Here is a 21,484-nt window from a genome sequence, read left to right on the forward strand (position 1 = left end):
TCGTTTTCTAAACATACTCGCAATAAAATATGGCCAGGGTTCAGTTATAACCCGATAAAATGAACACAATTAAATAAAATTATGGAATAATGGATTTAATTTTTCCCTGCTATTTCAGTTCCTAGAGGAATTTTTCATGTCAATTATCGATTCAGTGGCAACTAGCTACGTTGAAACATTAAACCGTCATCAAGCATTATTTGAAACGATGGAAGCTTATCATCAAGAATCTATGCAACTGTTGGAAGCATGCCACAGTGCATTACAAGCTGGTGGCAAGATTGTTTGGTTTGGTAACGGCGGTAGTGCAGCCGATGCGCAGCATTTAGCAGCAGAATTTGTAGTGCGTTACAAATTAGAACGTGGTCCGCTTGCCTCTATGGCATTGACCACCGACACATCAATTTTAACAGCACACAGCAACGATTATCACTTTGATACGGTGTTTGAACGTCAAGTTCAAGCGCTGTGTAAACCAGAAGACTTAGTAATTGGTTTAACTACATCAGGTACTAGCAACAATATTAATTTAGCATTAGAAGCCGCAAATAAACTAGGTGCTTTTACAGTCGCTTTAACAGGGCGTGATGGCGGCAAAGTAAAAGATATTGCTAAGTTACCTATTATTATAAAAAATGACGAAACAGCACGTATTCAAGAAGCTCACATGTTTATAGGTCACTGGTTATGTGAAGCCATGGATATGGTTGTTGCGGAGCAGCAGTAATGGATTTATCGTTATTAAAAAACTTATCGGCAGCACGTATATTAGTTGTTGGCGACGTAATGCTAGACCGTTATTGGTATGGCGACACAGGGCGTATTTCGCCAGAAGCGCCAGTACCTGTTGTTAAAGTAAGTAAATTTGAAGACAAAGCGGGCGGTGCAGCTAATGTTGCAAAAAATATAGCACGGTTAGATGCAAAAGTCGGCTTACTGGGCTTAATTGGCGAAGACGAAAGCGGGCAGATTTTAGAGACCATTTTAAAAGGTGAAAAAATAAGCTCACAGTTAGTTAGTGTATGTGATTTACCGACTATTTCTAAAATGCGCGTTATTAGTCGCCATCAGCAACTAGTTCGCCTTGATTTAGAAGAAACGTTTACTGAGCAACATAGTCAATTACTACTAAACCGCTTAGAGCTTGTACTAGATGAATACGACTTTATTGTGTTCTCTGATTATAGCAAAGGATCTTTAAGCTTAATTAAAGAAATGGTAAGCCTTGCTAAGGGCGCCGGAAAGACGGTTTTAATTGACCCTAAATCGCCAGATTTACATTTATATGAAGGTGCTGATTACATTACGCCTAATTTACATGAGTTTAAGTTAGCAGGTGGTCAAACCGATTCAGAAGAAGCTTTAGCAGCAAGTGCACGTGATTTAATTAGCAAAAATGGCATTAAAGCCATGTTACTTACGCGTTCTGAGCAAGGTATGTCGCTGATTAATGCAGATGAAAAGTTTGATTTTGCAGCGCAAGAACTTGAAGTAAGCGATGTAACTGGCGCGGGTGATACGGTTATAGCTACACTCGCGGTTATGCTTGGCGCAGGTATGGAACCTAAAGATGCTGTAGAAGTTGCTAATTTAGCTGCTGGTATAGCGGTTAGTAAATTTGGTGCAGCAACTGTCTCTCCAGAAGAGCTAAGCCGCAAGCTAGGTCAGTATTTACATACTACCGGTGAGCATTACCAAACACCATTTGATGATGTACTTCAGCATATTGAATTTGCAAAACAAAACGGCGAAACCATTGTATTTACCAATGGCTGCTTTGATATTTTACATGCTGGGCATGTGCGTTATTTAGCACAAGCTAAAGCACGAGGCGATAGACTCGTTGTTGGATTAAATAATGATGAATCTATTACGCGTTTAAAAGGGGCAGATCGTCCTATTAACCCTCTAGATGAGCGTGCAATGGTACTTAGTGCACTTTCATCAGTTGATTGGGTTATTCCGTTTGGTAGCTTAGATGAAAACGATACTCCCGCTAAATTAATTGAGCAAATAAGCCCTGATATTTTAGTTAAAGGCGGCGACTACACCGTAGAGCAAATAGCGGGTGCTGAGCATGTGCTTCGCCATGGTGGAAAAGTTGAAGTGCTTGAATTTTTAGATGGGTGCTCAACATCAAAAGTAATTAGTAAAATTAAACAGTAATTACTTATACCAACCCGCATAAATCTTTGATCAATTTAACGAATTAAATTGCACTACAACGTCGTTAAATTTTTTATTTAGAACAACTAGATACAAAAATTTTTGCCTAGTTCTAGCGTGATTTTCTTAACGTTAAATAGACCCCATATATAAGTAGATTGGTATTATTTAGTTTGCTTAAAAAATACAAAAAAGGATGAAAACACTGTTTTCATCCTTTTCTTACTTTTAATACGTTACTTTATTAAAGTAACGTATTAAAAGTTATATTCGTACTTAGCAAATGCTGAAGTATCGTTTTCAGCACCGTCGTTGTTAGATGCAAAAGCACCTAAAGTAACTCGCCCACCCATAGAAAGCATTCTGTAACGCAGTTCTAATTGCTTAGAGTTAAACCCTGTTTTAGTAATAGAATTGCCTAAATCTAGGTTGTTAGGGTAAAGGTCCCTGTTATCGCTGTTGTAATCAACACTACGTAATTTTACCTGCCAATCGTTTCCACTAGATAACTGACCTAGCAGAGTTAAAACGACTGATTGTGCATCGTTATCGTAGGTTGAGCCAATTGTACGACCATGGTATCGGTAGCCTGATCTATAAGCCGATAACTTGTCATCATGCTCATAGTAACAATTTTCAACTTTTGATTCAGCTTGGCATGAAACACCAGTATCTATATATTCAACATTTACTAATATGTTCTGAGCGTATATGCGTTGTGTTGTTTGAATACCAAAAAGATATGCTCTGTCGGAAGGCTTAAATTGAGAGCTTGCGTCTTCACCTATAGTGCTAATGTAGATTGCATATGGGTGTGTTAACAAGGTATCAGACCAGCGGATATCAATACCAGCCAGTTGATTACCTATTTTTGACTCAAATTGACTGTCACAGCTGTCATTACCATCTGTGCAAGTTGTTTGGCCAGTAATAACATCAATAAAATCACCCGCAGAGCTCGGTTGTCCGTCACCAGCCCATTGTGCAGACCAGCTAAGTGCAATTTCTAACTGCTGAATAGGGCGAAAATTGACACGAGTACTCCACAGTAAAGCATCAGGAATAACACGTGTAGACTCAAGTTTAGCCATTTGTGCGGTAAAGCTCCATTGACCAATCCAGCTTAACCATGGCGTCTCGAAAGCGGTACTTTTCTCTCTAGTAATACTTAGTGCAGGTAAAGGTTTCGCATTACCAGACATAATTAAGCTGTTATCAACACCAGGTCCCCAAAATTGTTCAACAGCACCGGCTCTAAAAATCCAATTACCTAAACGGTAAGCTAAGTAACTATCGTCAAGTGAGGTATCATTACAATCGGTTAAAGCTTGCTCATCGGTAACTATATCGTCAGTCGTTTTTCCATCAACTAAACATTTTTTACCGTCTTTTCTATAATTTATAGCTACTTTAGCTGCAAAGTTATCACCTAAATAAGCGTAAGCTGCTGAAAGCTCTGTTTCTTGAGTATTTGTTGCACCAAAGCTTGTTGCTATGATTGGATCTGTGGCTGCAAAAGCTGATAATTGAAGACTATGTGAGCTACTATTTTCTGATTTATATCGATGTTTAACGCGAAGTAAAGCATCTTGTAAGCTTGGAGATAATTGCTCCAGCGGCATGCTTTCCACATCGCTTATAAAACTTTTCCACATAAGCGGATAGGTAGTTACAGGAGCTAAAATAACACCGGCATCAGCTAATTGTTGAATATCAGCTCTTAAACCATAATCATCGGGTTTTACCCATGGCTCAGCATTAACTGATGCGCTCATAGCGCAAAAAAGAGTAGAAAGTAGAAAAATTCTGTTTCGCAAAGTTCAGATCCTTGTGATTTAGATTGCGGCTAAGTTTATCAACCTAAACTTGTTATTGCAGTAAATAATAAATTTATAGAGCTAATTTAATATATAAAAATGTAACCTGTCTATCGTAATAAGTATCTGATTGGTATACTTGAGTTCAAATAGGAAATTGAGAATGTAATGAGCAACAAACGACTTTTATTTATTCCCGTATCATCACCAGAAGGCATTGGTGAATATATGCGCTCGTTGTTGTTGGCTCAAAGTTTAAAGGCAGAACTTACTGATTCTCTCGATATTCACTTCATATTAAATAAGCATACAAGTTACGCAAAAGATTGTCCTTTTGAAGCCACATTACTTGAACACTCAGCGACGAAAGAGCTGGATTCTGTTTGCGACTTTATAGAGCAATTTAAACCTGACGTCGTTGTTTTTGATTGTGCAGGACGTGCAGGGCATATGAAGGCGGCTAAAAAGGTAGGCGCTAAAGTTATATTTATTTCTCAGCATGCAAAAAAACGTGCTAAAGGTTTAAAACTTAACAGAATTAATTTAATTGATACACATTGGGTTGTACAGTCTGATTATTGTATTGAGCCACTTACATGGGCTGAAAGTACGAAGTTAGATATGTTTCCCTTGGCACATCCTCGTAATGTAGGTCCTTTTGTTACATTTGCCTCTTGTGCGCAAAAACGTGATGTTTTAAATCGCTATAACTTAGTACCGGAAGGCTATTTCATTGTTAATGCTGGCTCAGGCGGGCATATATTAAATAATATTAATTGTGCTGATGTTTACTTTAAAGCCGCGCTTAAAATTACTAAACACACTGGTTTAAAAGCAGTTGTTGTGTTTGGTCCCAATTATAAGAAATCCATTCCTGAAAGTGATGAGGTTACTTGTTTAGCAAGTCTTCAAAGTACTGATTTTTTGGCATTAATGAGCCAAGCTAAAGTTGTATTACTGAGTGGCGGCGATACCCTACTGCAAGCAATTGCAGTTCAAACCCCCGTTGTGGCATGTGCTATCTCAAAAGATCAAAATACACGTTTGGATCATTGTGTTAATGCAGGTGTTGTCATAAAAGCAAATCTTGATATTGATGAAATTACTACGAAAGTAGCTCAAGTTATTACAGAGCCCTTTTATAGTGAATTCGTTTCTAAATATAACCAACTTGATAATACACATAGCTTCGAAGTGATCACTAACGGTATAAAAAATATGCTTACAGGGGATCGCTAATGAATATAGTGATTGTAATTGATTCCCTAGTGGGTGGTGGTGCTGAAAAAGTAATGCTTACCCTTGCTGAGGAAATGGCCAAGTTACAGCACAGAATTACTATTTTGTCTCTTGCTAACTCTATTGAATATAATATTCCTGAAGTACTTTACGTGGAGAGTTTATTCACACATAGGGCATCAAAAGTAGATCGATTTTGGCAGCGTAAAAATAGTGTATTGAAACTAGAAGCGTGGTTTGAAAAAAAACAGAGCGAGATAGGTGATATTGATTTAGTACTTTCTAATCTTGATAGAAGTAATAATTTACTCTCAAAAAGTAATATCAAAAATGTTCACTTTGTTATTCATAACTCCGTTAACGCAGAACTTGCACGTCAAAAAAAGTTAGGTCCATTTTCATACTTATATCTTAAACAAAGTAAGCAAAATTTAAATGGTAAATCACTTATTTGCGTATCAAAGGGTGTTGAAAAAGAAATAACACAAGGGGATTTAATTAACCCAAGTGCAATTGCGACTATTTATAACCCGTTCGATTTTGAAAAAATAAACCAACAAGCAAATGAGCAAAATAACAATATCCCAAATGAGCCCTACTTAATTCATGTAGGAAGGCTCGCCAAACAAAAACGCCACGATATATTGTTTGCAGCCTTTGCAAAGCTTGATAAAAAATACAAGCTAGTCCTTTTATGTAATAAACCTGCAAAAGCGTTTAAGCTTGCACAGCAATATGGCATAGAAAAACAGTTAGTAGTGCCTGGATTTCAACAAAACCCGTACAACTGGATTAAGCAGGCTGAGGCTTTAGTGTTGAGTTCTGATTTTGAAGGGCTTCCAACGGTATTAATTGAGGCTTTAGCGGTGGGGACTCCGGTAGTTAGCACTAATTGTACATTTGGTCCAAGCGAGATATTAACAGGCGAGCTGAGTAAATATTTAGTACCCATTCAACAAAGTGAGGCATTAGCCAATGTTGTTAAGCACGTACTAGCAGACAAGCCAAATGTAGAAAACGCAGATATTCTAAAACAAGTACAGGCAGAGAAGGTTGCTCATCAGTATTTAGCATTGGCTAACTAAGTTAATTTATATAAGTTAACTTATATTAGGTTAACTTATATTAGGTTAACTTATAATAGCGAGCGCTTTGAGGTAGTTGCTATGCAGAGTTTGCCAGTCACTCGCTTTCCAATTAAATACATCATTTCGACCTTGCTCTTTTAAAAATGAGCGCTCAAGACGTGCCAGATTACTTTGTTGCCATTGTGGGTTAGGCGCTCTTATTTCACCTCTATCAAAGTCGATAATATACACATCACTAATATCATTAAATAAAATGTTATTAATGTTTAAATCGGCATGATACACACCTTTTGAATGAAATAGCGCGATTGTTTTAGCAATGCGCTCTAACTCTTCTTCGCTCAATGGGCGTTCAATTAATATATCGAGTACACTTTTAGCACCTATAACAGCCTCGGTAATAATATCACCACGATAAATTAATCCGCTGCGGGTTACTTTAGCTGCAATAGGGGTTGGTACGTTTAAACCAAGCTCTATAAGCTTACTCATTAAACTAAACTCTTTATACACACGGGTTAGTTCAAGTCCTGGGTATAAATACTGATCGCTTAGCAATTTACCCACTAAGCCACCGCGCCAATAATGCCTAAGTACAGCTGTTAATTCGTCTTGCTTAAAAAACCACGCAGTTGCTCGACCTTTTTTAGCGCCCACAATTTTATTTTGTTGTTGCCAATAATTTGCATCAAACCAATCGAGGGTAATTTGGCTTGTGTATTTAGGGTGGCTTAATACAGTGTGGTTGCCTTGCACGTGTTGTTTAAACATAGCTCTGTGTAATTGCTAAATAATGTGTCTATATTAGCGCGTTTTAAAGCTTAGGATAAGTGCTTGCAATAGCGTGATTATAATTTAAGATCGGCTTTTGTATTTAATACCTAAGGGAATGCGTGACTCAAGCTCCTAATTATTCATCTATTTGTATATTAAGACTCTCAGCCATTGGTGACGTATGTCATGGTGTGAGTGCTGTACAAGCTATTCAAAAAGCACACCCTAATGCAAAAATTACGTGGGTTATTGGCAAAATAGAAGCCATGCTACTTGCCGACTTATCTGGTGTTGAGCTGGTGGTATTTGACAAAAAGCAAGGCAAAGCAGCGCTTAAAAGCTTAAAACAACGCTTTAAAGATCAAAAATTTGATGTGTTACTTAACATGCAAGTTGCACTTAGGGCTGGGTTTGTTGCGCGTTGTATTCCTGCAAAAGTAAAAATAGGGTTCGATTGGGCGCGTTCAAAAGAATTGCACAGCTTATTTATTAATAAACGAATAGCCCCACAAGCTCAGGCGCATGTGCTTGAAGGCTTTAAAGGTTTTGCAAAAGCCATTGGTGTAGCTGATTATAAGCCTAGTTGGAACATGCCCTATACAGAGCAAGACCAAGCGATTGCCGATGAACTACTAACACCAGAATACCTAACTAATAAACTATTAGTAATATCGCCCGCAGCTAGTAAAGCACAGCGTAATTGGCTCGCTGAACGTTATGCCACATTGGCTGATTATGCAAGCGAGCAAGGTTTTAAGGTTGTATTGACAGGTGGTCCAACAGAGCTTGAAATTAACCTAGCAAATAGCATTATTAAACATAGCAACACGCCTATTTTAAACTTGGTTGGTAAAACGAAACTCAAAGAATTGCTGTGCGTGTTAAAGCGTGGCAGCTTAGTGCTTGCGCCCGATACTGGTCCTGCGCATATGGCGGTAACTGTTGGTACGCCGGTTATTGGTTTATACGCACATTCAAACCCTGCACGAACAGGCCCTTACTTATACCAAGACTATGTGGTAGAGGTTTATCATCAAAACTTGTTTAAGCAAACAAGTAAAACGGCTGAGCAAGTACCGTGGGGGACACGCGTAAAAGGCGATGATTTAATGAGCCAAATTACAGTTGATGATGTAAAAGCGATGTTTGACCATGTTGTACAAAAAGAGTCTTTGTAATGAATGCACAACAAAAAAATAAAGCGCTTTTTTTAGACCGAGATGGCGTGGTAAATGTTGATCATGGTTATGTGTATCAAAGCGATAAATTTGAATTTATTGACGGTGTTTTTAGCACTTGTAAAACATTTTATGATGCGGGCTATAAAATCATAATCGTCACTAATCAATCTGGAATTGGCCGAGGTTATTATACCGAAGCTGATTTTTTAGCACTAACTGATTGGATGAAAACCCAATTTAGCGATCAAAGCATTGAAGTTACCGATGTGTACTTTTGCCCTCATCACCCTAAAAAAGCGCACCCTGAATATTTGAAAGAGTGCAGTTGCAGAAAGCCTGCGCCAGGTATGTTATTGCAAGGCATACAAGAGCATAACATCGACCCTGCTTGCAGTATTATGGTGGGCGATAAACTCAGTGATATGCAGGCTGCGAAAAAAGCAGGGATCACTACCCGCGTTTTAGTGCGTTCAGGTCAAAGCTTTGATGAAAGAGCCAAGCAAGAGGCTGATTTAATTATCGATTCTATAAACAGTTTACCTGCACTTTTAAATACATAAATAAACTAAACAGATTCGCCTGTAAACTGGCAGGAATTCCTTCCAGTTTAGGGCGTTTGCGACGAACTGCAAACCGTGCATTTTCCCCATTAAACTTTTACAATACCCCCCATAATAAACAGTCGCTTAAATGTGGTTGTTTACCCGTTCAAATAAATGGAGAACACAGATGAGAGCATCTGCTTTTTTTAGCCAGCTACAACAGCAAATTGAAGACGTAAAAACCGAAGGTTTGTATAAAAGCGAACGTATTATTAAATCTCAGCAGCAAGCTCAAATCGAAGTTGCGTCAGGTAAAGTAATCAACTTTTGTGCTAATAACTACTTAGGTTTAGCTAATAGCCCAGAGCTAATTGAAGCTGCGCAAAACGGTCTAAATAATCATGGTTTTGGTGTGGCGTCTGTTCGTTTTATTTGTGGTACGCAAGATATTCATAAAACACTAGAGAAAAAAATCAGTGAGTTTTTAGAAACTGAAGACACCATTCTATATTCTTCGTGTTTTGATGCAAACACCGGTTTGTTTGAAACTATTTTAGGCGCAGAAGACGCTATTATTTCTGATTCATTAAACCATGCATCAATTATAGATGGTGTACGTTTGTGTAAAGCTAAACGTTTCCGTTATGCAAATAACGACATGGCTGATCTTGAAAAGCAGCTTATTGCTGCCGATGAAGCCGGTGCTAAAACTAAACTAATTGCTACCGATGGCGTGTTTTCTATGGACGGTGTTATCTGTAATTTAGAAGCTGTGTGCGACCTAGCTGATAAATACGATGCACTTGTAATGGTTGATGACTCTCATGCTGTTGGCTTTGTTGGCGAAAACGGTAAAGGTACACCAGAGTACTGTAATGTATTAGACCGTGTAGATATTATCACCGGTACATTAGGTAAAGCGCTAGGCGGCGCATCAGGTGGTTATACATCGGGTAAAAAAGAAATTGTTGAATGGTTACGTCAGCGTTCACGCCCATACTTGTTCTCAAACTCATTAGCCCCTTCAATTGTTACTGCATCGATTAAAGTACTTGAAATGCTAGAAAATGGCGGCGAGCTTCGCGCTAAACTTTGGTCAAATGCTAAATATTTCCGTGAGCAAATGGAAGCTGTTGGTTTTACGTGTGCAGGTAAAGATCATGCAATCATCCCAGTAATGCTAGGAGATGCAAAAGTAGCCTCGTTAATGGCTGATAAACTACTTGCTGAAGGCATTTACGTCACTGGTTTTTCATTCCCAGTAGTGCCAAAAGGGCAAGCGCGTATTCGTACACAAATTTCAGCAGCGCATAGCATTGAGCAACTCGATATTGCTATTGATGCATTTACCCGCATTGGTAAAGAAATGGGCGTTATTTAATTTTATTTTAAACCGAAGCCTTGCTTCGGTTTTTTAGTTGAGTGTGAATTATGAAAGCATTATCTAAATTAAAAGCAGAACCGGGCATTTGGATGACAGATGCACCAAAGCCAGAAGTGGGTCATAACGACTTACTAATTAAAATTCGCAAAACAGCTATTTGTGGTACCGACGTACATATTTACAAGTGGGATGAGTGGGCAAGTAAAACTATTCCTACTCCAATGGTTGTTGGTCACGAATATGTAGGTGAAGTCGTTGATATGGGCCAGGAAGTTCGTGGCTTTAATGTTGGCGACCGCGTATCGGGTGAAGGTCATATTACGTGTGGTCATTGTCGTAACTGTCGTGCAGGGCGCGTACATTTATGCCGTAATACAACGGGTGTGGGTGTAAACCGTGAAGGCGCGTTTGCCGAATATTTAGTTATTCCTGCATTTAACGCATTTAAAATTCCAGATAATATTTCTGACGAACTGGCTTCTATTTTTGACCCGTTTGGCAATGCAGTTCATACCGCATTATCGTTCGACTTAGTTGGCGAAGATGTACTTATTACTGGTGCAGGCCCAATTGGTATTATGGCAGCAGCTGTAGCAAAACACGTGGGTGCTCGCCACGTTGTTATTACTGACGTGAACGAATATCGCCTAGATTTAGCACGTAAAATGGGTGCTTCACGCGCTGTAAACGTGGCAAGCGAAAAGCTTGAAGACGTAATAAAAGACTTAGGTATGACAGAGGGCTTTGATATTGGCCTTGAAATGTCAGGTGTGCCAAGCGCGTTTAATTCAATGCTTAATAACATGAACCACGGCGGTAAAATTGCCATGCTAGGTATTCCACCATCAGATATGGCAGTTGACTGGAACCAAGTTATTTTTAAAGGTTTAGTGATTAAAGGTATTTACGGTCGCGAAATGTTCGAAACGTGGTACAAAATGGCAAGCTTGATTCAATCTGGTCTTGATTTGAACCCAATCATTACACATCAGTATTCTGTGGATGACTTCCAAGCTGGCTTTGATATGATGATTTCAGGTCAGTCAGGTAAAGTAATTTTAAACTGGGATTAGTTCCTCACTAAATTACAAGAAGGGCGGCTTTAGCCGCCTTTTTTATACTATTAATTAAAGAGACTTCAATGGCATTTAAACACATTTCTATAGCGCAAACGTTAGAGCTTCTAGATAAAGAAGACGTTGTAATTGCAGATATTCGCGATCCTAATTCGTATCAAGCTGGTCGTATTCCAGGCTCAGAAGCACTTTCTAACGGTAATATTGCACAATTTATGATGGAAAAAGAATTCGATCAGCCAATTATTATTGTGTGTTACCACGGTATGAGCTCTCAGGGCGCAGCTAGTTATTTAGTTGAGCAAGGCTTTGAAGATGTTTATAGCATGGATGGTGGTTTTACCGCTTGGGAAGCAGCTTACAGCGAGAAAGTAGAACGATGATAGAGCTTGGCAGTTTAAATAACCCGCGCGCCGCACAAGGCTTTATAGATTATTTAAAAAGCCAAGGTTTAGATGCAAAGATACACTCGGCAGATGGCAGTAATGTCATTATTAGCGTGACTGAAGAGGACTTTCATCAAGTTCAGCCTCTATGGGCTGAATTTACACAAAACCCTAATCATGAAAAATACCTGCAAGCATCTTGGGATGTAGGTAGCACGCAATCGCCGCTTAAATATCAAGGGCAATCACTTAATCTAATAGCCCGTTTTAAAGCACTCAGCTGGTTAAATCAAACCGTAAGTATTGTAAGCGTTATAATTTATTTTGCTTTTTTACTAGGTGGTTTTGAGACCATTTACACTATGATGCAGTTTAAACCTTCGCAGCCTTTAAGTTGGTTAACGCCCGCGCTCGTACACTTTAGTGCGATGCATATTGTGTTTAATCTAATTTGGTGGATGTCGCTTGGCGACAATATAGAAAAGCAATGCGGAAAACTCAGCTTAATAGGTTTGTTTTTAGTGACTGCACTTATTAGTAATTGGGCGCAATACCTAATGGTTGGTCCCAACTTTGGCGGTTTGAGTGGCGTAGTATATGGGTTACTTGGTTTTTGTTGGATTCATAGCTTTTTAAATCCGAACAAACCTGCGTTGGTTAGTACGGCTATTGTTGGTTTTATGTTGATTTGGTTAGTGCTAGGGTTTGCAGATGTATTGTTTGTAGGTATGGCTAATTGGGCGCACTTAGGCGGATTAGTTAGCGGTATGGCTTTTGCTTATACCGCCAAAGTATTTAACGTAAAACGTTAAATACTAATGATATAAATATTTAGTGAACAAGACTTCACGGATGATCTCTTGCCCTGTTTCTTCTTTTAAAAGGCTTTTTAGTTTTTCGGCGCACTTTGCGCGTATTTCTTCACGGCCAGTAAGGGATTTTATTTTTTCTTCAGGCTCTTTAGATAAAATCTCTACTAGGGCATCACGAAGTAATGGCGTGTGATGTTCAACGACTGCAATATCAGAAGTATCAGTAAGCATTAAATCAATAGTTACACGCACATAGCCCATTTTTTTACTTGATGCGCCAATGTAGTTGGTGATTATATCTGGCTCAAAACCAAAATAACCAACTGTAGATTCAGCACGGGCTGTAAAGCTTATGACGCTTACAAAGAACGTAAAAAGACCTGCGTATACTATTTTTTTCATATTTAAAGCGTTTCTTAAAACTTGTTACAAATAGTTTATACTTAATAGTGGGTAATAAACAGCGCCAAGCAATTATTTATGGTTATAAAACATCACTTTTTCAAAAGCTTTGGCAATGGTATCATCTCGTTGTTTTTTATTTTGTTGAGCTATTGTGATTACTTATCCTCTGTCTATATCTGCTAATTGGCAGTCCACTTCATATGTAAGTGATTTATCTCCTCTAGAGCAAGAATGGCTTTTTGAACCTAATTCTTTAACTGCTAAATTAAAAAGTAAATCACAAATTTTTAGTGTAAGAGTATTAAGCGAGCAGTTATTTACTTTAAGCCTAGAGCAAAAGTTACTACTAAACAGCGCAGCTAAAACAGCGATTAATCGAGAAGTACTCTTATTGTGCGATAATAAACCTATGGTGTACGCACAAAGCTGGCTTCCTAAAAATGATTCGAGCAATCCTTTGCACAATATGGGTGAACGACCTCTTGGTGATGTGATTTTTCAAGACCCAGCACTAAACCGCACGGATATAGAAATTGCTTATTTTGATGCCAAGCACCCCGTTCAGCAATTAGTTGCAAAATTAAACCTACCCGAGAAAAACTTACTAGGGCGTCGAAGTGTATTTTCCCTCAAAGAATATAAATTTTTAGTGTGTGAAGTGTTTTTACCAGGAGCATATTTATACTCATGAAATTAGCCGCTTTAAAGCCAAAACATATTTCTTACTATATTCAGCTAATGCGTATAGATAAGCCCATTGGTACCTTGTTATTACTTTGGCCAACATACTGGGCTTTATGGCTTGCTAACAGTGGGATGCCGAGCTTGCTCAACTTTATTGTATTTACACTGGGCGTTGTTGTTATGCGTAGCGCAGGGTGTGTAATTAATGATTTTGCAGATAGAAAAATAGACGGCTCGGTAAAACGCACAGCTCAACGGCCGCTAGCTTCAGGGCTGGTTAGTAGTGGTGAAGCTCTTAGTCTATTTTTATTGCTCATAGTTATTGCGTTCATTTTAGTATTAATGCTTAGCTTTAATACTATTTTACTTTCTTTTGGGGCGTTGGCTTTAGCCTTTTGCTACCCTTTTATGAAACGCTATACACAATTACCACAAGTTGTTTTAGGGGCTGCATTTGGTTGGGCTATTCCAATGACCTATATGGCTTCAATAAATGCATTACCGCAGCAGGCATGGTTATTATTTATAGCCAATATTTGTTGGACAGTTGCTTACGACACTATGTATGCGATGGTTGATAGAGATGACGATTTAAAAATAGGGGTAAAATCAACCGCTATTTTATTTGGTAAATACGATCGCCATATTATCTTTTTACTTAATGCTGTATTTATAGCGCTGGTTGCGTTTATTGGTATAAGGAATCATTTAAGTGTCGCGTTTGGCATTGGCTTGAGTGTAGCAGCTGGTTTATTGGCATATCAACAAACGCTTATTCATAAACGTGAAAGAGAAGCCTGCTTTAAAGCGTTTTTAAATAACCATTATGTGGGTTTGGCTATCTTTATAGGGTTATTACTTTCATACCCAATAGCATTTTAAAGCCTTAATAAAGGCTGTTAAAATTCGCTATTTAGAGCTACCTGGGCGGATCAATAATGCCGCTAATAGAGGCGTTTTTTCTAAACCACCCAGCAATAGAGTAGCGTTCGTCAACTGCGGGAAGTACTTCGTGAGCAAAACGTTCGCTTTCAAACATAACCAATGTGCCAGCAGTTGGTTTAATCGTTATTTCTACTTCTTTACTTTTAGGTTTATAAATAACAAGTTCGCCACCTTGCTCTGGCGTATTTAAATAAAGCACCGTTGTAAATACACGATTAGATCGACCTTTGAATGCATCTAAGTGTTTTTTGTAAAAATCACCCTGTGTATATTTTGCATAATGGCATTCGTAATCAAATAGCCCCATAAAAAAGCTACGATTTAACGTGGTTTTTATACTTTGCATTATTGCTTGATACGTAAGCTGTGCTTGAGAGCTGCCGTCAAACCAATAAGTTTTGTCAGTACGAATAGTTTTATCTATTTGTAAGTTATTTAGTCGACCAATACCGGCAAGGCTAAAGTGGGGGTTTATACGGTGACAATCTGCAACTAAATCGTTAACTAAATCGGCAATAAGCGCGTTATGAATTACGGTATATCCTTGGCGTTCTATATCATCTAAATAGACATCAGGACCAAAAAGTGTGTTCATCCACATCAGCTGTTTAAAAAAGGTGCGACAGTGTAGCCGAAAAGCGATTTAAAGCTACTGTTTATTGCGCCGCACTTTTTCAAATATTGGATTAGCTAAATGTAGCTCCCGCTTTCTTTATAAGCGATAGTAAATGCTCTACATGTTCAGTAATAGAGGTTTGCTGGCTTGTTTGTACAACGAGTTGTTCGTGATTTAGATCTTTATTTGTTTTTAGTTGCACGAGTTCAGAATTCTCTGCGATTGTGTTTGCATGCTCAATGCTCGCAATAGCAAAGTGATCTGATTTAACTACACCGGCCATTACTTGCTCAATACTGCCCACTTTAATACTTGATGATTTATTTAAAGAATCGATTGCTTCATTAAGCATAGTTTGCACTTGTTTAGATTGAGAGAAACAACCAAACATAGGGTAGCTATCAAGGTTTTGCTTACTTATATCGTTTTTATGTGCAAGAGGGTGGTTTTTTGAAACAAATAATACAAGCTGATCAGGTAAGTGAATGTCACTGCCAATACTGTTAATAGCTTGAGAGTATACACTTATGTCTATTTCACCTTGTTGGAGTCTGCGTGTTAGCTCTTGCTGATCTTGTAACTGCATTTCAATTTTTATATGAGGATATTGAGCTAAAAACTGCCCACAAGAAATAGGAACTATGCCACTTGCCTTGTTGGTATAACCAATAACCAGTTTCTCATTAGCATTACCGTTTACTGATTGAAAAATCCGTTTTTTCGTTAGCTCAAGTTCCGATAAAGTCGTTTTAGCATATTCAAGAAAAAGTTCGCCTTCTGGCGTTAATTTAACTGAACGTGTTGAGCGTTTTACTAACTCATATCCCATTTCATTTTCAAGTGTTTGAATGCTGCGTGTCAGCGCTGAAGTACTAATCTGGGTTTGTTCAGCTGCTTGTCTAAAATGACGTAATACACCAAGTGCTACAAATTGCTCTAATTGTTCAAATCTCACTTTATAGTCCCTTTTTATAAGTAAGTCGCAGATACCACGGACATCAAATATATTAATTTTTATTCTAAAGTTTAGTAAAATTCTATATTGAAATACGGTTGCAAGTTCATACGTGTTTCCAGCAGGATACCCCCCTTTTAGTATTAATTAAAGAGGAAAGCGACCAAATAGTATTACTTTTTTAATTGATAACTAGTTGTTTATTGTGTTTTGTCTGTATTTTTGCAATTAACTATCTAGGCAAAGTTATTTTAACTCAGTGGGTTAGATCGCCGATTGGGATTCAATTGTTCTAATTAATAAAAAAGTACGCCCCAAAATGGGGCGTACTTACAACATGATTGTGACAAATAATAGGGTGTTTTATCTATAGGAGTTTATTTTACAAAATTTCTATTTATTCGATTGCTTAATGGTTTGTTTTCAATGCTTTGCAGTTCTATTTCAATTGCATCACAGGAGATATGTATTTCAAATAAAGACGTTAACAACGATAAACTTAAGCAGGCTAAGCTAATGCCGAATAAAATAATCCCCGTGGTATTAAATTCAATAAATAAAGCAAACATCGAAAATGTACACAGTAAAAAAGAGGCTACCCCATAAACTTGCATTGTTCTAATTAAGTTTATTCGTTTACGTAAGTTGGTGATTTGAGCCACTACAACGGGGCGTATAGATTCACCCTCGCGTGCATTTAACTCCCTAATTAATTGCGCTAAAACTAAAAATCGGTTTGTATAGGCTAATAATAGCAGCGATATGGCCGGAAAAAGTAAGCCCGGGGTTGTGAGTGTCATGTTTATTCCTCGTGAAATATGGCTAACTATTAAAACTGTCATGTATTGTTTAGTTTAGTCGACTAATACTCGACATTGTACACACAAAATAAATGAGGTGAATATTGCAAAATATTAATAATAAAAATTCAACTGATAGCTCTTTTCAATGGGTTACAATTTATAAAGCCGAAAATACCCTTGAAGCTAATATTATTAAAGGTTTAATACAAACCAGTGGCATTGAATGCAAAATTAAAGGTGAGATGCTCCAAGGCGCATTGGGAGAAATTCCATTTGATCAAGCACAAGTTAGTGTGCAGGTTTATGCGATAAAAGAGCGCCATGCGCGCCAAATATTGGTAAACTATCAACAAGTAAAACAATCCGCTCCAGATTGGGTATGCCCTAACTGTAATGAGCATAATGGATCAACATTTGATTTTTGTTGGTCGTGTGAGACGTTAAAAAATGACTAAAGCAAATAATTTTCAGCGTATTAGAGAGCTTAACTATTTACAAAAAGCCGTTTTAGCGAGTGCTCTAATAGAGCGAATGCTGCCAAATTACGGTTTATTTAGCGAAGCAACGGGGTTTGGTGATGAAACCTTACTTCGTAATTCGCTTAATGTTTGTTGGGAAAAAATATTACTGCCTAAAAGTAAAATAGATCTCGAAAAACAAGTTGAAAAAATAGAACCGAATGTTCCTGAACTTGCTGATTTTGATATGTTTGGTACTTACCCTGCTATTGATGCCGCAACGTCTTTACTTAGTTTAATGCACGGTTTAATGGCGCAAGATGAACAAGAGTTCATTAGTGTCAGTAAAATATCTCAAGCAACAGTGGCACGCTTTATTGAATATCAAATGACGGTTGAAGGTGAGGTTGCAGATAACACAGCTGTAAGAGAACACCCATTAATGCAATACGAAATTGAAGTATTAGGTGAGCTAATTGATTTTGTAGAAAATATGGGGCGTATCACCTCTGATAGCGTAAAAGCACTTAAAAAGTTTGCCCTAGAAGATGGTCAAACAAATATTGGTCTTACGGTATAAAAACAGCGAAGTAAAAACTTTAAAGGCAGGAGAAGTACAGTGCGAATTTTAGGCATTGAATCGTCATGTGATGAAACAGGTATTGCAATATACGATGACGAAAAAGGCTTGTTAGCTCATCAATTATACAGCCAGGTAAAAGTACACGCTGATTATGGCGGTGTAGTACCGGAACTGGCATCGCGCGATCATGTTCGTAAAACGCTACCACTTATAGACGCAGCATTTGAACAAGCAGGTTGTGGCCCAGAAGACTTAGATGGCATTGCTTATACTGCAGGCCCAGGTTTAGTTGGTGCATTATTGGTAGGTACTTCTATTGGTCGTTCATTAGCATACGGTTGGGATATTCCAGCTGTTGCTGTTCATCATATGGAAGGGCATTTACTTGCTCCGATGCTTGAAGACAATACTCCTGAGTTTCCGTTTATTGCATTGCTTGTATCGGGCGGTCATACCATGATGGTTAAAGTAGCGGGTATTGGACAATACGAAGTACTAGGTGAGTCAGTCGATGATGCCGCAGGCGAAGCCTTTGATAAAACGGCTAAGTTACTTGGTCTTGACTACCCAGGAGGTCCGCGATTAGCTAAAATGGCCGAACAAGGCGTTGCGAAGCGTTTTATTTTTCCTCGCCCGATGACCGACAAACCAGGTCTTGATTTTAGTTTTAGTGGTTTAAAAACTGCAGCATCCATCACTATTCGTGAAAATGACGACGACGATCAAACTAAAGCTGATATAGCGCATGCATTTCAAACAGCGGTTATTGATACGCTGGTTATTAAGTGCAAGCGAGCGCTTAAACAAACAGGTATTAAGCGTTTAGTAATCGCCGGTGGCGTAAGTGCAAATACACAGCTTCGACTGCAGCTTGAACGCGTAATGAAAGGTATGAAAGGCGAAGTTTTTTATCCGCGTACTGAATTTTGTACCGATAACGGTGCAATGATTGCTTATGCCGGAATGCAACGTTTAAAAGCAGGTCAGTTTGCAAGTCTTGATATGAAAACAAAACCGCGTTGGCCAATAGATAGCCTTGAGCCGATTTAACTGCTCAAATTTTAAAGATTTTTGTTTTCATCAGTGGGCGCTTTTTTAGCGCCCACTTTTGGTTCTTCCCCACTAAATAATCTAATAATATTAGTACGATGACGAAATATAATTAACAGCGTAATAAAAGTAACCGGAAGAGTATAAAGTGGTTTTATTAGCCATGTATATAAAGGTGCTAAAGATACAGCTACAAGCGCCGCAAGTGATGAATAGCGTGTTATTGCCACTATAACCAGCCATGTGCAAACAAGTAAACCAGCCAATGATAAGCCAATAGGTAATAATGAGCCAAATGCCGTTGCTACGGCTTTACCGCCTTTGAAGCTAAAAAACAGTGGGTACATATGGCCTAAGCAAGCTGCTACAGCGACTAAACCAAGCTCTAAAGGTTCAACTTCTAAAAAATAAGCTCCCCATACTGGAATAGTGCCTTTTAAAATATCAAACACTAAAACCAAGCAAGCCGGAAATGCTCCGCCTAATCTATAAACATTTGTAGCCCCAGGGTTGTTAGAACCGCTATTACGAGGGTCAGGGAGTTTGAACAACCGCGACACTAAAATAGCCGACGAAATCGACCCAAGTAAATAAGCTAAAACAAACATTAAAGTGGCTAACACACGCTTCCTTATTTTTTAATTGCTATACCAATTGATAGTACTTTTAAGCTATTATTGGCAGCAAAATTTATCGTGAAAATTATTAACAGGCTATTTAATAGCTAGTTTGGTTGTTTTGCTATTGTAGAAGTTATTTTCACATATTTAAACACTGGCTAAACCATATACAGTATTAATTTTATTGATGCTTTATATCGTTGCTTAGTCGTTTGTTGTTATTTGGAGTATCAATGGATAAGGTTTTTATATCTCAATTGCACGTCGACACTATTATTGGAGTGTACGACTTTGAAAAAGAAAGTAAACAGAGCCTTTATTTTGATATTGAAATGCTTAGTGATATTAAGCCTGCAGCCGAAAATGACGATATTAATTTAGCACTGGATTACTCAAAAGTAAGCGAACGCGTTATTAAGCACTGCACTGCAAAACCTGTTGAGTTGCTAGAAACTTTGGTTGAGCAGTTGGCTGAGATTATTTTAAGCGAGTTTAATACGCCACAAGTTACTATAAGAGTAAGTAAACCTGCAGCAGTAGCACAAGCACAAACTGTGGGTGTTGAAATTACACGTGTTAAGGCAACTGACTAAATGGCCCAAATTTATATCAGCCTAGGGTCAAATATAAATAAAGCGCATTATATACAATGTGCATTAATTGCACTTAAACAGCACTTTGAGCACATTGTGCACTCGTCTGTTTTTGAAAGTGAAGCAGTTGGGTTTGCTGGCAATAATTTTTATAATTCAGTAGTTGGCGCTACAACTGATATGTCGCTTGCTGATGTATGCGCTTTATTAAAACAAATAGAACGTGATAATGGGCGTACAGCAAACGATAAAAAATTCAGTCCACGAACGCTCGATTTAGATTTACTGTTTTATGATGATGTAACTTGCGATTCCCCAGCGCAATTACCACGTGATGAAATAACTAAAAATGCATTTGTATTACAACCTCTGAGTGAGGTTGCCCCAGATTTTTATCATCCTGTAGCTAAGCAAACGATTGCGCAGTTATGGAATGAATATAATAACCCTCAACAAAAGCTATGGAAGGTGGAGTTTTCTAACCTATGAGTATTATCGAAATAATTATTTTAGCCCTCATACAGGGATTTACTGAGTTTTTACCAATATCGAGCTCTGCGCATTTAATTCTCCCATCGCAAATTTTAGGCTGGGAAGATCAAGGGCTTGCGTTTGACGTAGCAGTACATGTTGGTACTTTAATAGCCGTCGTTATTTATTTTCGTAAAGAAGTAGTAGATATACTAAGCGCATGGTTTAAATCTTTTGGTAAGCAAGGCACTACCGATGACAGTAAATTAGGCTGGTGGATTATATTAGGTACAGTGCCTGCCGCTATTTTAGGTTTACTTTTAAAAGATTTTATAGAGTTGTACCTACGAAGCGCTTTGGTAATTGCTACTACCACAATTGTGTTTGGTTTATTGCTTTGGTACGCGGATGCAAAAGGTAAGCAAATTAAAACTATTTATCAGCTTAATTGGAAAACAGCACTTATTATTGGTTTTGCACAAGCTGTTGCAATGATCCCGGGTACTTCTCGATCAGGTATCACGATGACCGCTGGTTTAATGTTGGGTATGAATAAACAAAGCGCAGCGCGTTTTTCGTTTTTACTAGCGATTCCGATTATTTCTATGATGGGGCTTTATTATATTGCAGAGCTTGCACTGGGTGACCATGTAGTTGATTGGAATACATTATTACTGGGTGTGGTGCTATCGTTCTTATCGGCTTATGCATGTATATTTATGTTTTTAAAAGTAATAGAGCGAATGGGTATGTTGCCATTTGTGATATATCGTTTATTACTCGGTGTCGGTTTGATTGTATTTTTAATGATGTAGAAAATAATTGACTAGATAAAA

Annotated in this window: 25 protein-coding genes; 18 read left to right on the forward strand and 7 right to left on the reverse strand. The window is 38.1% G+C overall.

What is annotated here, in order from left to right; genetic code table 11:
• Positions 1-136 precede the first annotated feature (136 nt).
• Together I6E80_RS08550 and hldE are read left to right on the forward strand one after the other, a co-directional pair.
• Positions 137-727: an SIS domain-containing protein gene (locus I6E80_RS08550; protein ID WP_002961065.1), complete on the forward strand. Its 591-nt coding sequence runs from the start codon at positions 137-139 to the stop codon at positions 725-727.
• Positions 727-2,166 (forward strand): bifunctional D-glycero-beta-D-manno-heptose-7-phosphate kinase/D-glycero-beta-D-manno-heptose 1-phosphate adenylyltransferase HldE, encoded by a 1,440-nt coding sequence (hldE, locus tag I6E80_RS08555; RefSeq protein WP_024598956.1) that lies wholly within the window; start codon positions 727-729, stop codon positions 2,164-2,166. Before I6E80_RS08550 ends, hldE begins: the two co-directional genes overlap by 1 nt.
• A 257-nt stretch (positions 2,167-2,423) precedes the next feature.
• Here hldE and I6E80_RS08560 read toward each other — a convergent pair whose 3' ends face one another.
• On the reverse strand, positions 2,424-3,941 hold the full coding sequence (locus tag I6E80_RS08560; RefSeq protein ID WP_080668962.1) for a capsule assembly Wzi family protein: 1,518 nt from the start codon (positions 3,939-3,941) through the stop codon (positions 2,424-2,426).
• A 210-nt stretch (positions 3,942-4,151) separates the two neighbouring features.
• Between I6E80_RS08560 and I6E80_RS08565 the strand changes: the two genes are divergently transcribed.
• Together I6E80_RS08565 and I6E80_RS08570 are read left to right on the forward strand one after the other, a co-directional pair.
• Entirely contained in the window at positions 4,152-5,222 is a 1,071-nt protein-coding gene (locus I6E80_RS08565) for a glycosyltransferase family 1 protein (RefSeq protein ID WP_197185345.1), read from the forward strand.
• Entirely contained in the window at positions 5,222-6,307 is a 1,086-nt protein-coding gene (locus tag I6E80_RS08570) for a glycosyltransferase (RefSeq protein ID WP_197185346.1), read from the forward strand. Before I6E80_RS08565 ends, I6E80_RS08570 begins: the two co-directional genes overlap by 1 nt.
• Before the next feature lie 45 nt (positions 6,308-6,352).
• Here I6E80_RS08570 and I6E80_RS08575 read toward each other — a convergent pair whose 3' ends face one another.
• Positions 6,353-7,081, reverse strand: a complete 729-nt coding sequence (locus tag I6E80_RS08575; RefSeq protein WP_197185347.1) for a 3-deoxy-D-manno-octulosonic acid kinase — start codon at positions 7,079-7,081, stop codon at positions 6,353-6,355.
• 122 nt (positions 7,082-7,203) lie between these two features.
• Between I6E80_RS08575 and I6E80_RS08580 the strand changes: the two genes are divergently transcribed.
• From I6E80_RS08580 to glpG, 6 genes are all read left to right on the forward strand, one after another.
• The gene (locus I6E80_RS08580; protein ID WP_197185348.1) at positions 7,204-8,262 is read left to right on the forward strand and encodes a glycosyltransferase family 9 protein; all 1,059 of its coding nucleotides are present in this window, start codon (positions 7,204-7,206) and stop codon (positions 8,260-8,262) included.
• On the forward strand, positions 8,262-8,825 hold the full coding sequence (gmhB, locus tag I6E80_RS08585) for a D-glycero-beta-D-manno-heptose 1,7-bisphosphate 7-phosphatase (protein ID WP_197185349.1): 564 nt from the start codon (positions 8,262-8,264) through the stop codon (positions 8,823-8,825). Before I6E80_RS08580 ends, gmhB begins: the two co-directional genes overlap by 1 nt.
• 169 nt (positions 8,826-8,994) lie before the next feature.
• Positions 8,995-10,188 carry a glycine C-acetyltransferase gene (locus I6E80_RS08590; RefSeq protein ID WP_024591460.1) on the forward strand — a complete coding sequence of 398 codons (1,194 nt, stop codon included), beginning with the start codon at positions 8,995-8,997 and terminating at the stop codon, positions 10,186-10,188.
• Between the two features lie 50 nt (positions 10,189-10,238).
• The gene (gene tdh / locus I6E80_RS08595) at positions 10,239-11,264 is read left to right on the forward strand and encodes an L-threonine 3-dehydrogenase (RefSeq protein ID WP_024598949.1); all 1,026 of its coding nucleotides are present in this window, start codon (positions 10,239-10,241) and stop codon (positions 11,262-11,264) included.
• A gap of 68 nt (positions 11,265-11,332) precedes the next feature.
• Entirely contained in the window at positions 11,333-11,650 is a 318-nt protein-coding gene (gene glpE / locus I6E80_RS08600; protein ID WP_010554397.1) for a thiosulfate sulfurtransferase GlpE, read from the forward strand.
• The gene (gene glpG / locus I6E80_RS08605) at positions 11,647-12,465 is read left to right on the forward strand and encodes a rhomboid family intramembrane serine protease GlpG (protein ID WP_197185350.1); all 819 of its coding nucleotides are present in this window, start codon (positions 11,647-11,649) and stop codon (positions 12,463-12,465) included. Before glpE ends, glpG begins: the two co-directional genes overlap by 4 nt.
• A gap of 3 nt (positions 12,466-12,468) precedes the next feature.
• Here glpG and I6E80_RS08610 read toward each other — a convergent pair whose 3' ends face one another.
• A complete protein-coding gene (locus I6E80_RS08610; protein WP_002961049.1) occupies positions 12,469-12,867 on the reverse strand; it encodes a flagellar basal body-associated protein FliL in 399 nt (132 codons plus the stop codon).
• Between the two features lie 154 nt (positions 12,868-13,021).
• Here I6E80_RS08610 and I6E80_RS08615 point away from each other — a divergent pair, with 154 nt between their 5' ends.
• Positions 13,022-13,561: a chorismate lyase gene (locus tag I6E80_RS08615; protein ID WP_197185351.1), complete on the forward strand. Its 540-nt coding sequence runs from the start codon at positions 13,022-13,024 to the stop codon at positions 13,559-13,561.
• Positions 13,558-14,436: a 4-hydroxybenzoate octaprenyltransferase gene (gene ubiA / locus I6E80_RS08620; RefSeq protein ID WP_197185352.1), complete on the forward strand. Its 879-nt coding sequence runs from the start codon at positions 13,558-13,560 to the stop codon at positions 14,434-14,436. The genes I6E80_RS08615 and ubiA overlap by 4 nt, the downstream gene beginning before the upstream one ends.
• Before the next feature lie 37 nt (positions 14,437-14,473).
• On the opposite strand, the gene I6E80_RS08625 is transcribed toward ubiA, so the two are convergent.
• The 3 genes from I6E80_RS08625 to I6E80_RS08635 all read right to left on the reverse strand — a co-directional run bounded on the left by I6E80_RS08625 (position 14,474) and on the right by I6E80_RS08635 (position 16,870).
• Positions 14,474-15,094: a 2OG-Fe(II) oxygenase gene (locus tag I6E80_RS08625; protein WP_007584723.1), complete on the reverse strand. Its 621-nt coding sequence runs from the start codon at positions 15,092-15,094 to the stop codon at positions 14,474-14,476.
• 91 nt (positions 15,095-15,185) lie between these two features.
• Positions 15,186-16,070 carry a LysR substrate-binding domain-containing protein gene (locus I6E80_RS08630; RefSeq protein ID WP_024598943.1) on the reverse strand — a complete coding sequence of 295 codons (885 nt, stop codon included), beginning with the start codon at positions 16,068-16,070 and terminating at the stop codon, positions 15,186-15,188.
• 377 nt (positions 16,071-16,447) lie between these two features.
• Positions 16,448-16,870: a DUF2721 domain-containing protein gene (locus I6E80_RS08635; RefSeq protein ID WP_024598942.1), complete on the reverse strand. Its 423-nt coding sequence runs from the start codon at positions 16,868-16,870 to the stop codon at positions 16,448-16,450.
• A gap of 104 nt (positions 16,871-16,974) precedes the next feature.
• Here I6E80_RS08635 and I6E80_RS08640 point away from each other — a divergent pair, with 104 nt between their 5' ends.
• The 3 genes from I6E80_RS08640 to tsaD are packed head-to-tail and all read left to right on the forward strand — an operon-like array spanning position 16,975 to position 18,964.
• Positions 16,975-17,328, forward strand: a complete 354-nt coding sequence (locus tag I6E80_RS08640; RefSeq protein WP_010554404.1) for a DUF2007 domain-containing protein — start codon at positions 16,975-16,977, stop codon at positions 17,326-17,328.
• Positions 17,321-17,911, forward strand: coding sequence for a YjaG family protein (locus tag I6E80_RS08645; protein ID WP_197185353.1), 591 nt, complete (start codon positions 17,321-17,323; stop codon positions 17,909-17,911). Before I6E80_RS08640 ends, I6E80_RS08645 begins: the two co-directional genes overlap by 8 nt.
• A 39-nt stretch (positions 17,912-17,950) precedes the next feature.
• Entirely contained in the window at positions 17,951-18,964 is a 1,014-nt protein-coding gene (tsaD, locus tag I6E80_RS08650; RefSeq protein WP_170071962.1) for a tRNA (adenosine(37)-N6)-threonylcarbamoyltransferase complex transferase subunit TsaD, read from the forward strand.
• An 11-nt stretch (positions 18,965-18,975) separates the two neighbouring features.
• Here the strand turns inward: tsaD and plsY are convergent, their stop codons facing one another.
• Positions 18,976-19,587: a glycerol-3-phosphate 1-O-acyltransferase PlsY gene (plsY, locus tag I6E80_RS08655; RefSeq protein ID WP_024600589.1), complete on the reverse strand. Its 612-nt coding sequence runs from the start codon at positions 19,585-19,587 to the stop codon at positions 18,976-18,978.
• Between the two features lie 230 nt (positions 19,588-19,817).
• Here plsY and folB point away from each other — a divergent pair, with 230 nt between their 5' ends.
• The 3 genes from folB to I6E80_RS08670 are packed head-to-tail and all read left to right on the forward strand — an operon-like array spanning position 19,818 to position 21,463.
• A complete protein-coding gene (gene folB, locus I6E80_RS08660) occupies positions 19,818-20,177 on the forward strand; it encodes a dihydroneopterin aldolase (protein WP_007584738.1) in 360 nt (119 codons plus the stop codon).
• Positions 20,178-20,666 carry a 2-amino-4-hydroxy-6-hydroxymethyldihydropteridine diphosphokinase gene (gene folK, locus I6E80_RS08665; protein WP_007584740.1) on the forward strand — a complete coding sequence of 163 codons (489 nt, stop codon included), beginning with the start codon at positions 20,178-20,180 and terminating at the stop codon, positions 20,664-20,666. It abuts the gene before it with no gap.
• Positions 20,663-21,463 (forward strand): undecaprenyl-diphosphate phosphatase, encoded by an 801-nt coding sequence (locus I6E80_RS08670; RefSeq protein WP_197185354.1) that lies wholly within the window; start codon positions 20,663-20,665, stop codon positions 21,461-21,463. The genes folK and I6E80_RS08670 overlap by 4 nt, the downstream gene beginning before the upstream one ends.
• Positions 21,464-21,484 lie beyond the last annotated feature (21 nt).

It is taken from the genome of Pseudoalteromonas sp. NSLLW218 (genome assembly GCF_015864775.1).
GTDB lineage: Bacteria > Pseudomonadota > Gammaproteobacteria > Enterobacterales > Alteromonadaceae > Pseudoalteromonas.